Origin of the sequence: Arachnia rubra, from assembly GCF_019973735.1 — a bacterium.
In the GTDB taxonomy this organism is placed as follows: domain Bacteria; phylum Actinomycetota; class Actinomycetes; order Propionibacteriales; family Propionibacteriaceae; genus Arachnia; species Arachnia rubra.
In genome coordinates, this window is the sequence record NZ_AP024463.1 from 2,987,269 (window position 1) to 3,000,380 (window position 13,112).

The 13,112-nt window shown below is 68.9% G+C and carries 13 protein-coding genes and 1 tRNA gene; 7 read left to right on the plus strand and 7 right to left on the minus strand.

Going from position 1 to position 13,112, the window contains the following annotated elements:
- Positions 1-97: 97 nt before the first annotated feature.
- Complete coding sequence (locus SK1NUM_RS13575; RefSeq protein ID WP_212323202.1) at positions 98-1,669, minus strand: helicase HerA-like domain-containing protein; 1,572 nt, start codon at positions 1,667-1,669, stop codon at positions 98-100.
- Between the two features lie 119 nt (positions 1,670-1,788).
- Here SK1NUM_RS13575 and SK1NUM_RS13580 point away from each other — a divergent pair, with 119 nt between their 5' ends.
- From SK1NUM_RS13580 to SK1NUM_RS13595, 4 genes are all read left to right on the plus strand, one after another.
- Positions 1,789-2,082 (plus strand): type II toxin-antitoxin system VapB family antitoxin, encoded by a 294-nt coding sequence (locus SK1NUM_RS13580; RefSeq protein ID WP_212323204.1) that lies wholly within the window; start codon positions 1,789-1,791, stop codon positions 2,080-2,082.
- Between the two features lie 12 nt (positions 2,083-2,094).
- Positions 2,095-2,604: a LytR C-terminal domain-containing protein gene (locus tag SK1NUM_RS13585; RefSeq protein ID WP_212323206.1), complete on the plus strand. Its 510-nt coding sequence runs from the start codon at positions 2,095-2,097 to the stop codon at positions 2,602-2,604.
- A gap of 141 nt (positions 2,605-2,745) precedes the next feature.
- Positions 2,746-3,045, plus strand: coding sequence for a hypothetical protein (locus SK1NUM_RS13590; protein WP_212323208.1), 300 nt, complete (start codon positions 2,746-2,748; stop codon positions 3,043-3,045).
- Positions 3,042-4,406, plus strand: coding sequence for a tripartite tricarboxylate transporter permease (locus SK1NUM_RS13595; RefSeq protein WP_212323210.1), 1,365 nt, complete (start codon positions 3,042-3,044; stop codon positions 4,404-4,406). Before SK1NUM_RS13590 ends, SK1NUM_RS13595 begins: the two co-directional genes overlap by 4 nt.
- 5 nt (positions 4,407-4,411) lie before the next feature.
- Here the strand turns inward: SK1NUM_RS13595 and fni are convergent, their stop codons facing one another.
- The 4 genes from fni to mvk form a co-directional block, all read right to left on the minus strand.
- Complete coding sequence (fni, locus tag SK1NUM_RS13600) at positions 4,412-5,248, minus strand: type 2 isopentenyl-diphosphate Delta-isomerase (protein WP_223928020.1); 837 nt, start codon at positions 5,246-5,248, stop codon at positions 4,412-4,414.
- Between the two features lie 249 nt (positions 5,249-5,497).
- Positions 5,498-6,580 carry a phosphomevalonate kinase gene (locus tag SK1NUM_RS13605; protein WP_212323216.1) on the minus strand — a complete coding sequence of 361 codons (1,083 nt, stop codon included), beginning with the start codon at positions 6,578-6,580 and terminating at the stop codon, positions 5,498-5,500.
- On the minus strand, positions 6,577-7,560 hold the full coding sequence (gene mvaD / locus SK1NUM_RS13610) for a diphosphomevalonate decarboxylase (RefSeq protein WP_212323219.1): 984 nt from the start codon (positions 7,558-7,560) through the stop codon (positions 6,577-6,579). Before mvaD ends, SK1NUM_RS13605 begins: the two co-directional genes overlap by 4 nt.
- Positions 7,557-8,516, minus strand: a complete 960-nt coding sequence (mvk, locus tag SK1NUM_RS13615) for a mevalonate kinase (RefSeq protein WP_212323222.1) — start codon at positions 8,514-8,516, stop codon at positions 7,557-7,559. Before mvk ends, mvaD begins: the two co-directional genes overlap by 4 nt.
- A gap of 179 nt (positions 8,517-8,695) precedes the next feature.
- Here mvk and SK1NUM_RS13620 point away from each other — a divergent pair, with 179 nt between their 5' ends.
- The 3 genes from SK1NUM_RS13620 (at position 8,696) to SK1NUM_RS13630 (ending at position 11,711) form a co-directional block, all read left to right on the plus strand.
- Positions 8,696-10,006: an alpha/beta fold hydrolase gene (locus tag SK1NUM_RS13620; protein WP_223927623.1), complete on the plus strand. Its 1,311-nt coding sequence runs from the start codon at positions 8,696-8,698 to the stop codon at positions 10,004-10,006.
- Between the two features lie 65 nt (positions 10,007-10,071).
- Positions 10,072-11,433 (plus strand): amino acid permease, encoded by a 1,362-nt coding sequence (locus tag SK1NUM_RS13625; protein WP_223927624.1) that lies wholly within the window; start codon positions 10,072-10,074, stop codon positions 11,431-11,433.
- Positions 11,434-11,453: 20 nt separating this feature from the next.
- Positions 11,454-11,711 (plus strand): hypothetical protein, encoded by a 258-nt coding sequence (locus SK1NUM_RS13630; protein ID WP_212323228.1) that lies wholly within the window; start codon positions 11,454-11,456, stop codon positions 11,709-11,711.
- An 84-nt stretch (positions 11,712-11,795) separates the two neighbouring features.
- Here the strand turns inward: SK1NUM_RS13630 and SK1NUM_RS13635 are convergent.
- Both SK1NUM_RS13635 and SK1NUM_RS13640 read right to left on the minus strand, forming a co-directional pair.
- Positions 11,796-11,880 (minus strand) — tRNA-Ser (locus SK1NUM_RS13635).
- 230 nt (positions 11,881-12,110) lie between these two features.
- Positions 12,111-13,061, minus strand: coding sequence for an ADP-ribosylglycohydrolase family protein (locus tag SK1NUM_RS13640; protein ID WP_212323231.1), 951 nt, complete (start codon positions 13,059-13,061; stop codon positions 12,111-12,113).
- Between the last annotated feature and the right edge of the window lie 51 nt (positions 13,062-13,112).

Below are 13,112 nucleotides of genomic sequence, written 5' to 3' on the forward strand. Positions count from 1 at the left end.
GCGCCAGCAAACGGCTGAGTCGAAACCACCACTGGCACCCGGCAGACAAACCCAACCCCAAGTCACCATGGTTTCGACACGGGCCGGGAAGCGATCTCTATCGCCGTCTTCCGGTGCCGAATAGGCCGCGGACGACCTCCCGGGTGACGGTGCGGATCACCTGCATGATGCCGCGGCTGGCGATCCGCTCCACCGCCGATGTGCGACCGCGGCCAGAGGACCTGTCGTTGGAGCGCTCCTCGCGCTCCGACTCCGCGCGGCGCTCGGCCTCGGCCCTCTCCTGCTCGGCACGCTGCTGTTCCTCCTCGGCAGCCTTCGCCCCGGCTTCGAGCTTCGCAGTGAGGATCTCATAGGCCGACTCCCGGTCGATGGCCTGACCGTACTTCGCGATCAGCGGCGACGCGGCCACCGCCTGCTGCATCACGGCGGCGTCGGTGGGCTCCATCGACGCCTCGGGGGCCCAGATCCGGGTCCAGGCGACAGGCGTCGGAGCGCCCTTGGGGTTCATGACGGTGACGATCGCCTCGCCGGTCCCGAGGCTCTGCAGCACCTCCTCCAGGTCGTAGGCCGACTTCGGGTAGGTGGACACCGTCGCCTTCAGGGCCTTGGCGTCGTTGGGGGTGTGGGCGCGCAGCTGGTGCTGCACCCGCGACCCGAGCTGCGCCAGCACGTCCTCGGGCACGTCCTTGGGGGTCTGGGTGACGAAGAACACGCCGACGCCCTTCGAGCGGATCAGCCGGACGGTCTGGGTGATGGAATCGAGGAATGCCTTGGATGCCCCCTTGAACAGCAGGTGCGCCTCGTCGAAGAAGAACACCAGCTTCGGCTTGTCGGGGTCGCCGACCTCGGGCAGGGAGCTGAACAGGTCGGCCAGCAGCCACATCAGGAAGGTGGAGAACATCTCGGGCCGCGACGCCAGATCGGGCAGCTCCAGCAGTGACACGATGCCCCGGCCGTCGGAGGCGGTGCGCAACAGCTCCTCCGGCTCAAACTCGGGCTCGCCGAAGAACACGTCGCCACCCTGCTCGGAGAGCGTGACGAGGTTGCGCAGGATCACTCCGGCCGTGGCGGCGGACACCCCGCCGATCTCCTTCAGCTCGTCCTTGCCGTCGTCGGAGGTGAGGAACTTCAGCAGCGCGACGAGGTCCTTGAGGTCCAGCAGCGGCAGGCCGTTGTTGTCGGCGTAGTAGAACACCAGCCCGAGGGAGCTCTCCTGCACCTCATTGAGACCCAGCACCTTCGACAGCAGGACCGGGCCGAACGACGAGACCGTCGCCCGCACCGGTACGCCGGTGCCCTGCCCGCCGAGCGCCAGGAACTCGCATGGCGCGGCCTTCGGTTCCCACGGCTGACCCTGCGCCTCGACCCGCGCCGTCAGCTTCTCGCTGGCAGCTCCCGGGGAGGCCATGCCGGACAGGTCGCCCTTGATGTCGGCGGCGAAGACGGGCACGCCCGCCTTGCTGAGGGCCTCGGCCATCAGCTGGAGGGTCTTGGTTTTGCCGGTGCCCGTGGCCCCGGCGACGAGCCCGTGCCGGTTGAACATCCCCAGCGGAATGCGGATGGGAGCCTCGACCACCGGACTCCCCTCGTCGAGGAGCACACCGAGCTGCACCGCGTCACCGTCGAATCCGTAGCCTGCCTGAATCGTCGCAACCAGTTCTTCACTCACGCCCCTAGCCTGCCATGCCACTCCCCCAAACGCAGCGGACAACACCTCCCGGCACGGCCTGGATATGCATTAATGCGCGCGAGGAACTATCCGACACCGGAAATGGCTAGACTGACCGCGTGATCTTCAAGCGTGTCGGTGATTCCCGCCCCTACCCGGACCACGGCTACGTCCAGAAGCAGTGGGCCGCCATCGCTCCGCATCAGGTACGGCTGGATGAGCTGGTCACGACGAAGCGCACTCTCGACCTTGAGGCCCTCCTGGAGGAGGACTCCACTTTCTACGGCGACCTGTTCGCGCACGTGGTGTCCTGGCACGGTGACCTATACCTAGAGGACGGCCTCCACCGCGCCCTGCGGGCGGCCCTACAACAACGCCAGACGATGCACGCCCGCGTGCTGGAACTCTCGTGAGAATCTGAGACAGTGCGTATCTTCCGACTCCTCGCCACTCCGGTCATACTGATCGGGCTGCTGATCTTCCTGCTCTGGGGCGCGAGCTGGGGCTGGAGCGCCATGACGGCCCCCTTCCCCGGCCCGCCCCCGACGCCGTGCGTATCGCAGAAACTGGGGTCGGTCACTCCGAAGGACGTCACAGTCCGGGTCTTCAACGGCGGCTCCACCGACGGCCTGGGGTCGACGGTGAGCCAGGCGCTGAAGACGGCAGGCTTCGAGGTCAGCAAGACCAAGAACACCGAGGAGCAGATCACCAAGACGATCATCCGCGCCGGCTCGAACAACGCCGAGGCGGCAAAACTGGTGGCCAGCTACCTGGTGGAGCCGACCATGGAGACCGACTCCCGCGTCGACGGCACCGTCGATGTGCTGATCGGCTCCAAAAACGACTTCCAGGGCATGTCGGAGTCCGGGCTGTCAGAGGTCCCCGTCGAGTCCGGGACCATCTGCCTGGCCCCCAGCCCCTCACCGTCGATGTGAAAATGCTTGTGAGAATGGGTTTGCCGCCGTCTGGGACGACCCCGTTCTCCGATGCGCGCCGTCCAGCCGTGACGGGGAATGTGAAATTCACAGCGAGGAACATATAGTGCGCCGGGAAGAAGTCGAATAACATCACCCCCCGTGCGCGATATTCCCGAAGCGGGCTCCGAGGACGCGGAGCACCAGAACATCGAGGTCTGGAATGACCTCGTCTCACCCAAAGACCTTGTGATCTCCCTGCTGGTGGCGGTGGTGTGCGCCGTCGCGGCGGTGCTGCTGTCGTTGGCCGTCGGCGGGCAGACCCTCTTCTGGGGGCTGGGAGCCTCGGTCGTCGGCTTCACCGTGAACTGCTTCCTCGTGACCCCCAAACGCGAGGTCAGCATCGTCGACGGCGCCGACTCCGCCGCCGGCGAGTACGCCACTGAAAGCGGTGCCCAGTGACCCCGGACCTCATTGTCATGATGCTGGCAGCGGTGCTCGGCGCCGTCGTCCTCTACACCTTCATTGGCTTCATCCCCGGCACCGACGAGACGAGCGTGCTGGCGCCCGTCACCCTCGCCATTGTGTTGGCCGGGGCGCCGCCGCAGGTGGTGCTCGCGTTCTTCATCTCCGCAATCGTCACGCTCAACCTGATGAACGGCATCCCGACGGCGCTGGTCGGCCTGCCGGGCGGGGTGATGTCGGCTCCGCTGATGGAGCACTCCCTGTTCCTGCGCGGCAAGGGCCTGGCCTCGGACACGATCCGGAAGATGGCCGTCGGCTCCACCATCGGAACCGTGGTCTCCATTCCCCTGAGCTTCGCCCTGGCGGGGCTGCTCGCGCCCCTCGCCGGCCCGATCAAGGCCCAGACCAACATCATCCTCGCGGCCGGCGCGGTGCTCCTGGCGCTGCTCGGCAAGAATCGGATCCTCGCGCTCATCTCGATCATCCCGATGGCGATCCTGTTCCAGGCGCTGCCCGCGCTTTATCACGCGGCCGGGATCATCCCCGCCGAGAAGAAGGTGAGCATCTCCTTCTTCCTGGGGATCACGGTGGGTCCCATGCTCATCACCCTCCTGGAGCTGCTCAACGCCAAGCGCCGCGAGGCCCTCCCCCATGGCGGGCACACCAAGACGACGCTGCTGCGCTCCGGCTTCGAGTCCCACCAGCTGATGCCGGGACGCCTGGTCACCCAGTCCGAGGGATGGTGGAGCGCCGGCATGGCGGCTGCATCCACGCCCCTGTTCGTGCTCAGCCCCGTCGGCCTGACCTTCCTGCTGGGCGAGGCGTCTGTCGCGCGTCACAAGGAGGATCACGTCCAACGCTCCCAGCGCGCGGTCACCGTGATGAGCGCGCTGACGCACTCCACCTATCTCGCCGGCGTGATCATCCCGCTGGTCGCGCTGGGCATCCCCATCTCGGGGGTCTCCGCCGGACCCGCGGGGCCGCTGTTCAACGCGCCCCCTGTCTACAGCCTGGAGAACAACCTGCACCACCTGCTGCAGCTGCCCGAGTTCATCCTGGCCGTGACCGTGGGCGCGCTGATCTCCGTCGTGATCACCTACGTGATCGCCGTGCGCTGGTCGTCGCAGATCACCTACTTCGTGATGCGGCGCATCCCACACGAGGCGGTGCTCGCGCTGTTCACGGCCTTCATCCTGCTGCTGGCCTACATCGACGCAGGCATCCCGAACATCTTCGGGGTGCTGCTCATCGGCGTGGTGTGCGGGACGCTCAACCGGCTGGGGGTCAACTACGGCGTGCAGTTCATGACGCTCTACGCCGCCCCCGGCATCGTCGCGGCGCTCGCGGCCCTGTCCTGACGTGCTCAGCCCGCTGACCGGCGGGCGAGCTGTCCGAGGTCCACGCCGAGCAGGCGCGCCTGCTCGGCGGTGCGGCCCGTCACCAGGACGTCCGTATGGCGCAGCTGCTCGACGCTAGCCGCGCCCAGCAAGGTCATCAGGGTGCGCACGTGCTCAGTCCACGAGCGCAGCTCCCGCCGGAGCGTGTTGGCCCCGTCAGCCACCAGGGTGCGCAGGAAATGCCCCGAGACACCGACGGCCCGGGCACCCAGCGCGAGCGCCCGCACGACGTCGAGGGGGGTGCGTACCCCGCCGGAGGCCAGCACCGGCAGGGTGACGGGGTCGTCGCCACTCAGCGACTCCAGGAGGCACAGCACCGCCGACTGCCCCCAGCCGGTCAGGTAGGAGTAGTCGCGGTGGGGGCGCCGCTCGTTCTCGATGGCGATGAAGTCGGTGCCGCCGGCCCCGGCCACGTCGACGGCGTCGACACCAGCCTGCGTGAGAGTCGCGATCGTGCGGCGCGACAGCCCGAACCCGACCTCCTTAGCGACCACCGGGACGGGCACCGCGTCGGCGATGGCGGCGATGCGCCCGGCCCAGTCGCGGAAGTCGCGGTCGCCCTCCGGCATGATCAGCTCCTGCGCGACGTTGAGGTGGACTTGCAGGGCATCGGCCTGCAGCATCTCGACGGCGCGCAACGCCTGCTCCCCGGTGACGGTCGGGCCGACGTTGGCGAGCACGAAGGCGTCGGGGGCCTCGCGGCGGATGACCTGGAAGCCGTCGGCGCGCTCCGGCTCCCGCAGGGCGATGTGCTGCGACCCGCAGGCGATCGCGACGCCCGCCTCGGCGGCCGCCCTGGCCAGGCCGGCGTTGACCTGGGCCGTGGCCTGCGTCCCCCCCGGTCATCGCGTTGATGTAGAACGGCACCTCCCAGCGCACCCCGCACACCGTCGTACCGGTGTCGGCGAGCCCGGTTGCGGTGCCTGGAAGGGCGTGGTGCATGAAGGACACATCATCGAAAGCGTTGGGCCGCTCCTGGCCGTGCAGGCGCACCGCCAGGTCGAGGTGCTCGTCCTTGCGCACGGCGCGCTCCGACGCGGTGGGCTCGAAGCTCATGGGGTGGCCTCGCCGTGCGAGTAGACCGACAGGTCCAGAGGCTGGATGCCCGCCGACTCCCAGGACGCGCACATGGCGGCCACGTCCGTCTCGGGCAGGCACAGGGCGATGCCGCAGTCCCCGCCACCGGCGCCGGAGCTCTTGGCCATTGCCCCGCACTGACGGGCGATCTCCACGAGCCGCCGCAGCTGAGGGGTCTCGATGACGATCCCGCTCGTGCGGCTGAGATCTGACAGCAGCCGCCGGTTCTCCTCGATCTGACGTCCGATCTCCTGGGCGTCGTCGCCCTCCAGAGCCTGGATCAGCGCGCTCAGGCAGCTTTCGCTGCCCCGCAGGAACGCGGCGTAGGCGGCGTCGTGGGATCCGCGGGTGTGGGCCTGGACGCCCGCCACCAGCCGCGGGGTGGACGCGGGAGCCCCGGTCCAGCCCACGCGCAGGTTCAGGTCCGGCGACGGCAGGCGGCGGATGCTCAGGTAGGGCCAGTCCATCCGCACCAGCTCCCCGACGCTCGTGTGGGCGCGCAACTGGTGCAGCCACCAGCGGTCGGGGGAGGTATAGCTGACCCATCCGGTGAAGGCGCTGGCCGCGATGTCACCGCCGGAGCCGATGGGTTGCACGGCCTCGCTGGCCAGCAGCGCCAGCTTGTACACAGCCAGGTCGTCGAGGGGCAGGTCGTAGAACCTCGCCACGGCACGCACCGTGGCTACGGTCACCGCGGAGGAGGACCCCAGGCCGAGTTTGCGCCCGCTGCCGTCGTCCAGCTCGCTGGAGACGTCCAGGTCGAAGAATCGCAGCGGACCACCCGCCTCGCGCACCAGCTGCTCGACGAGGCGGATCGCCGAGACCACGTAGTCGTCGAACTGCTCCTCGACCTCCACCATGCCGTCCTCCGGACGCCGGTACCAGGCTAGGGAGCGGGTCTCGTACAGGGCGGAGCTGATGCGGCCGGCGTGCTCGGCGGGTGTGATGCGTACGGTGATGAACCGGTCGACCGCGACCAGCACCGCCCGGTGACCGGGCTCGACGACGGCGTACTCCCCGGCGATGTAGAGCTTCCCGGGCGCGCTCTGCGAGATCACGAGACGGCCTCCCCGCTGCGCACCCCGGCGCCCGGGTGGCGGAGCGACACCGCCGCACCGGGGACGCGCTCCCGCAGGGCGGCGGCGACCTGCTCCGCGCTGCTGCCCTGGGTGAGGACCTTCACGTTCGGCCCGGCGTCGATGGTCGCCCAGGCGGGAAGGCCCTCGTCGCGCAGGGCCCGGACGGTGTGCAGCACCTCGACCGTGCGGGGCAGCCAGTACATGATGCCGGGACGGGAGGTGAGCATCGCGGCGTGCATCCCCAGGGCGTTGGCCTCGACGACCTCACCGAGACGCGGCAGGTCGCCGGAGCGCACCGCCGCCAGCGCCACGCTCAGGTCCTGGCGGCTGGAGGCGACCCAGGCGGGGTAGAGCGGCGAGGTGCGCATGGTCTCGCGCATGGCCTGCGTACTGCCGATGGTCTTGTGCCGCCCGGAGACCACGACCACGACCATCGCCAGGTCCAGGGCGGCCTCGACGGGCTCCGCGTAGGAGGTCTCGTCGTCGGTGCCGGCGTTCCACAGCACCAGCCCGCCGAAGATGGATCGCGCCGCCGAGCCGGAGCCGCGGCGGGCCAGCCGGGAGAGCGCCCGGTCGTCGAGGTCCAGGCCAGCCGCGCGTGAGGCAGCGGCGGCAAGCGCGGCGAAACCGGCAGCGGAACTCGCCAGGCCGGCGGCGAGCGGCACCGTGCTGGCGGAGGTGACGCTCGCCTTCGCGCTCTGGCCCGCCACGCCGCGGACGAGGTCGAGGAAGCGGCTCACCCGGGCCAGCTCGGTCCCGCTGGGGGACGAGCCGTTGATGGTCACCGCGTCCTCGCCTGCGGAGCCGCCGTCGAAACAGACCGTAGTGGTCGTCCAGGTGTCGTCGAGGGTGAGGGACAGGCTTGAGGTGGTGGGGATGGTCAGCGACTCGTCCGCCTTGCCCCAGTACTTGATCAGGGCGATGTTGGTGTTGGCGCTGGCTGTTGCGGTGGGTGTCACTCAGTTACCTCGCTGATACGCATCTGGTAGGTCCATGTGGCGGGTGAGCCCGCAGCCAGGAGGGCGGCGCGGATGCGGTCTGCCGTTCCAGCGCTGTCCGCCAGCGCGATCATGCAGCCGCCAAGTCCTCCGCCGGTGAGCTTGGCTCCCAGCGCCCCGGCCTGGCGGGCGGCGTCGGTGAGCCGGTCGAGGACCGGCAGGCTCAAGCCGAGTTCCCGCAGCACCGCATGCCCCTGGTTCATTGCGGTCCCGAGCGCGGGGGCGTCGCCGTCGCCCAGTGCTGTGATCGCCGTCTGCGTGAGCGCGCCGAGAGTGTCGATGAGCGGGCCGATGGCCGCGGTGTCGGCCTCGTAGCGCTGGCGCAGTCCACCGACGGCCTCCCGGGTGCTGCCGTGGACTCCCGAATCGGCGATGACGAGGTGCGCGCGACCAATGCGCTGGCTGAGGAACCGCATCTCACCGCGCTGGAACCGTATCGGCGAAGGGGAGCTGGTGGCTGCCGCATCCAGCCCGGATGGTCTCCCGTGCGCGACCTGCTCGGCCAGCTGCGTGAGCGCGAACAGCTCATCAGCGGAGGCGGCGCGCTGGCAGGCGTCCAGGACCGCGCGGATGACCGCCCCCGCTGCCGCGGCCGACGATCCCAGCCCGCGCTCGTGGGGGAAGTCGCTGTGGGTGGTGATCTCAAAGCACTGACCGGGACACCCCGCGAACTCCCGGGCTGCGTCGAACGCGCGCACGACGCACGCGAAGTGTGATCCACTCTCGTCCATGGGGCCGTGGTAGCCGAGGCTGTTCAGCGTCGAGGGGCCGGAGACGGGGGTGGCGGTCGCCTGCATCTGCAGGTCGTGGAGCGGGATGGCGACAGCGGGATGCCCGTATACGACGGAGTGCTCGCCCAGCAGGATGGCCTTCGCCCAGGTGCGGCCCTGCCCCTTGCGAATGGGGGAATCTGTCATGTCTTTCCTTGCCTGTGGCCGGGAAGCGCGGGGATGGCGGCCTGGACTGGGTGAGGCAATGCCTGGTGCGCCATGTCGCTTTCCAGCGCGCGGTGGTGCTGCGACCCCCGTCGCATTAACGTTTGCTCATGCGCGGATAGTTCCCTACAACTGATAATTCTCAGGCTCGGCTATGGGGCGTGATTGAGCGTATCGGTCTGGTCTGCGCAGCCGCAAGCCTTGTTCAGCCCCTGGCTATGGGTAACGTGGTGGCTGCCCCCATCTCCCTAACAGAGAGAGCACCTCGCATGCCAGACTATGAGAGCGATTTCATCGAGCGCCCCTGCCAGTCGGCTCCCGGCACGATCCGCCTGCCCTACCGGCGCTACCGGGGCACCGGGACCGCACGCGGCACCTGCTTCTTCCTCGGCGGCGGGCCGGGGATGAGCAACCTCAGCTTCAGGCCTCCCGAGGCCTGGCTCGACCTCATGGACGTCGTCGTGCTGGAGTATCGCGGAGTGGGCAAGTCGGCACCGGTCCTGCGGTCCCCTCACTTCACTAAAGCGGTCCTTAAGCCTGTGAAGAGACTGAGCCTGGCCGGTTCCGCCGCCGTCGCCGACGACCTGGCGCGAGGTTTCGCGGACCTGAGGTCGCAGGGGGTGGTGTTCGACGACTTCGGCTTGACGAGCATGGCCGACGACCTGGAGGCGCTCCGCCAGCAGCTCGGCCTGGGACCGGTGCTGCTCGTCGCCCACAGTTTTGGGACCCGGGTGGCGCAGGTGATGCAGACCCGTCACCGCGCCTCGGTGCAGGGTTCTCTGCTCCTCGGGTCGAACACCGCCCCGGGGCTGATCTGGTTTCCCGACGAGATCCAGGCGGTGTGGCGGCGGTGGCTGAGCACGCAGGAGGCCGAGAACACGATCGGGGCGGAGGTCGCCGCCAGGCTGCTGGACGGCTGGACCCGGCGGGGCCGTTGGAGCGCGTCGGACTCCCGGGCTCTGGTAACGGCCTTCTTCATAGCCTTTTCTGGCCAAAGCGCCCGGCAGCGTGTCCTGCGCACCATGCTCGCGGCGCAGCGCGGCCCGAGTGCCGCCTGGTGGCTCATGGCCCGGCTGTACTCGCCGGTGATGCGGATGATCTTCAGCTGGCCTGCCTTCTTCGTGACAGGTTATGTCGTCGACGGGGATCCCACCGCCGTCGCCCGTGCGGACACCCAAGGGGGAGCGGCCATGTTCCAGAGCCCGTCGTCGCTGCTGTTCAGCGGCCTCGACGGCTTCTTCGAGGCGGGCGGCCGCCGCGAGGAGGTAACTGCCATCGACTACGCCAATACCCTGCTGGTCTCCGGGGAGTTCGACACGTCCACGCCCATAGAGCGCTGGCCCGCCGAGGTGCCGGAACGCCACAAGGTCGTGCTGCCCGGCGCCGGGCACACCGACTCACTGGCCGCCGCGCGGGACACCGGCGCCAGCTGGCTGCGGCACCTCATGGAGCTGCCGCCCGTCGCGGGGTAGTGCAGCGGCGTCTCATGGCTGCGAGGACAGCAAGGGCGCAGACATCTGCCCGTATAGTGACCCCCATGTCAGCAGCCCCCTCTACCGGCCTGAAGGCCACCATGCGTCCCCGTCACCTGGTGATGATGAGCCTCGGGTCGGCGATCGGGGCTGGGCTGTTCGTGGGCTCCGGTGTCGGCATCGCGGCCGCCGGCCCCGCTGTGCTGCTGGCCTACCTGATCTCGGGAGCCGTCATCCTGGCGGTGATGCGGATGCTGGCCGAGATGGTCGCCGCCGATCCGAACCCGGGAGCGTTCTCCTACTACGCGGGCAAGGCCATGGGCCAGCCCGCGGCGTTCGCGCTGGGGTGGCTGTGGTGGATCGAGTTTTGCCTGGTGGTCGCCGCGGAGGCGACGGCGGCCGCGCAGTACCTGAACGGCATTTTCCCGTCGGTGGCCCCGTGGGTGTTCGCGCTGATCGCGATGGTCGCGTTCACGGCGAGCAATCTCGTGCACGTCGGCAACTTCGGGGAGCTGGAATTCTGGTTCGCGCTCATCAAGGTGGGGTTCGTCGTCGGGTTCCTCATCCTGGGGGCCGCCTTCCTGCTGGGCCTCACCTCCGGGACTTCCCCGGGGCTGCACAACATCGTCGACGTGCCGTTCATGCCGAAGGGGGTCAGCGGGGTCGCGGGGGCGCTGCTGGTGGTGATCTTCGCGTTCGGGGGGATCGAGCTGATGGCTGTCGCCGCCGCTGAGACGGCGGACCCGCAGCGCAGCGTCGCCAAGGCCGTGCGCACCATCTTGTGGCGCATCCTGCTGTTCTACATGGGGGCGGTGACCGTGATGCTGCTGGTCCTGCCCTGGGACAGCCCCGAGATCGAGCAGGCCCCGTTCGTCGCCGTGCTGAACGCGGCGGGGTTCCCGGCCCTGGCCGCGGCGATCGCGGTCGTCATCATCATCGCCCTGCTCTCCTCGCTCAACGCGAACCTCTACGGCGCTTCACGGATGATCTTCTCCCTGGCCGAACGCGGCATGGCGCCAGCCGCGCTGCACCGCACCAACTCGCGCGGGGTGCCGGTCAGCAGCGTCCTGGCGACGTCGGTGTTCGGTTTCGTCGCCGTGGCGCTCAACTATTTCTGGGGCGACGCGGTGCTCAAAGCGCTGCTGAACATCGTCGGCTCGACCCTGATCGTCACCTGGCTGGCGATCATCGTCTCTCACCTGGTGCTGCGGCGCCGGGCTGAACGCGAAGGCACGGACCTGCCGCTGAAGATGTGGGGCTTCCCCTATCTGTCCTGGCTGACCCTGGCGGCGCTGCTCGGCATCGTCGTCCTCGGCTTCACCGTCCCGGAGGTCGCAGCACAGCTGAGCGCCACCTTCCTGCTGACCGCGGCGCTGTTCGTCGTAGGCTGGCTCCTGGACCGGCGGCGCATCTCCTCCGCGACATAACCCAACCGGCCGCCCGTGCTATGAAACGGACTATACGAACAGAAGAACTTCTCGACGAGATCGAGAATGCCAACAACGGCGAAGGACCCGACCCCATCGCCACCATCACCGACCCAGCACTGATAGAGGTCTACAAAGCCCTCTTGGGAATCAAGGCTGCCGAAAACCGTCTTGACACGGCCGTCCAGCATGCCCGTACCGCCGGGTGCTCCTGGCAGGCAATCGGCGACATCATCGGCATGACGCGCCAGGGAGCCATGAAACGTTTCGCCGCGTGACTGGAGGACCCGGTGTTTCGTGAGCAGCGGTGGGCAACTGAGCCGACAATAAAATCAAGCCCCCGGCGTTGCCGGGGGCTGCTGCGGTGACGGTGGGATTTGAACCCACGGTGGCTTGCACCACACTCGCTTTCGAGGCGAGCTCTTTCGGCCGCTCAGACACGTCACCGCCGATGAGCGTATCCCAGAGCGGCCTCGTGGACAAGTTCGGTCCGGCGCTGGTGCCGTGTACCGGAGGTTCAGCGGGAGGCGGTCCCGGGGCGGATGCTGCACAAGGCAACCGAGTAAGACGACGCTGCCGGGGCGTACCGCGATGAAGGTGAACGCAGCAAGGCGCCGCGGGAGAAAACCACCAGCGAACGACAGCGACACCAGCGCAGCACCGGCGGGGCTGGCTGGCTAGATGGCGGCGACGGGCGCGATCGTGAACGACCCCACCCGGTCTGCGATCCCCGCTGCCAGGTCCTCGATCAGCCCGGCGGCGTGCAGCTTGTCCCGCCAGCTCTCCGGGATGCCCTGCCGGCCGTGGAATGCCCCGGCCAGCTGGCCGTAGATGGCGCCGACGGTGTCTGCGTCATCGCCCAGGTTCACCGCCAGCAGTGCGCCCTCGGTGAAGTCGTCGGCCCGGGCGAACGCCCACAGCGCCGCCTCCAGGCTGTGCAGCACATACCCCGACGACGAGATCTCGTCGCGTCCCTTCACCCGGTAGGAGCCGCGCAGGATCGTCGCCAGGATGGGGTCGGTCACTTGCTCGCCGAGGTCCGCGGCCAGAACGAACAGCTCCGTCCGCGACGCCCCCTCGATGGCGGCCGCTATCAGCCTGCCGTACGCCCCGCATGCCTCGACGCACTCGATGGCGGGGTGGGTGGTGCGGGAGCTGTCCGCGGAGAGCCTAACGACGGTATCGGGGTCGTCGCAGAACGCCATCGCGACCGGCGCCAGCCGCATCAGCGACCCGTTACCCGCGCTCATCCCGTCCACCGTCGCGCGGTACGGCTCGCCGCTCATCTCGAACTGCTCCACGGCGGTCCTGGTCCGGTTGCCGATGTCGAAGCACTCCCCCGTGCTGCTGAGATACCCGTCGCGGTACCAGCGGACGAACCGGGCGAGCTGGTCGAGGGGATCGTAAGCCCCGGTCTCCGTCAGGCTAGCCGCGATGCACAGCGCCATCGACGTGTCGTCGGTCCACTGCCCGGGCGCGAGGTTGAACACCCCGCCGCCCGTCATGCCGGTGACGGGCGGGAAGGAGTCGCGAGCCTGGAACTCGACGGCGGTGCCCAGCGCATCACCCACCGCGAGCCCGAGGAGACTACCCAGCAGCCTGTCGCGCCATGCGTCACTGATCGCCATGCGCCTAAGCCTAGGTGACATTCAGGCCATGGTTGAAGGCTGTCCGCAACA

Bases quoted from the DNA above. Each gene is read 5' to 3' on its own strand.
- mvk (WP_212323222.1), bottom strand. From the start codon at position 8,516: ATGACAGATTCCCCCATTCGCAAGGGGCAGGGCCGCACCTGGGCGAAG.
- SK1NUM_RS13625 (WP_223927624.1), top strand. From the start codon at position 10,072: ATGTCAGCAGCCCCCTCTACCGGCCTGAAGGCCACCATGCGTCCCCGT.
- SK1NUM_RS13630 (WP_212323228.1), top strand. From the start codon at position 11,454: ATGAAACGGACTATACGAACAGAAGAACTTCTCGACGAGATCGAGAAT.
- SK1NUM_RS13640 (WP_212323231.1), bottom strand. From the start codon at position 13,061: ATGGCGATCAGTGACGCATGGCGCGACAGGCTGCTGGGTAGTCTCCTC.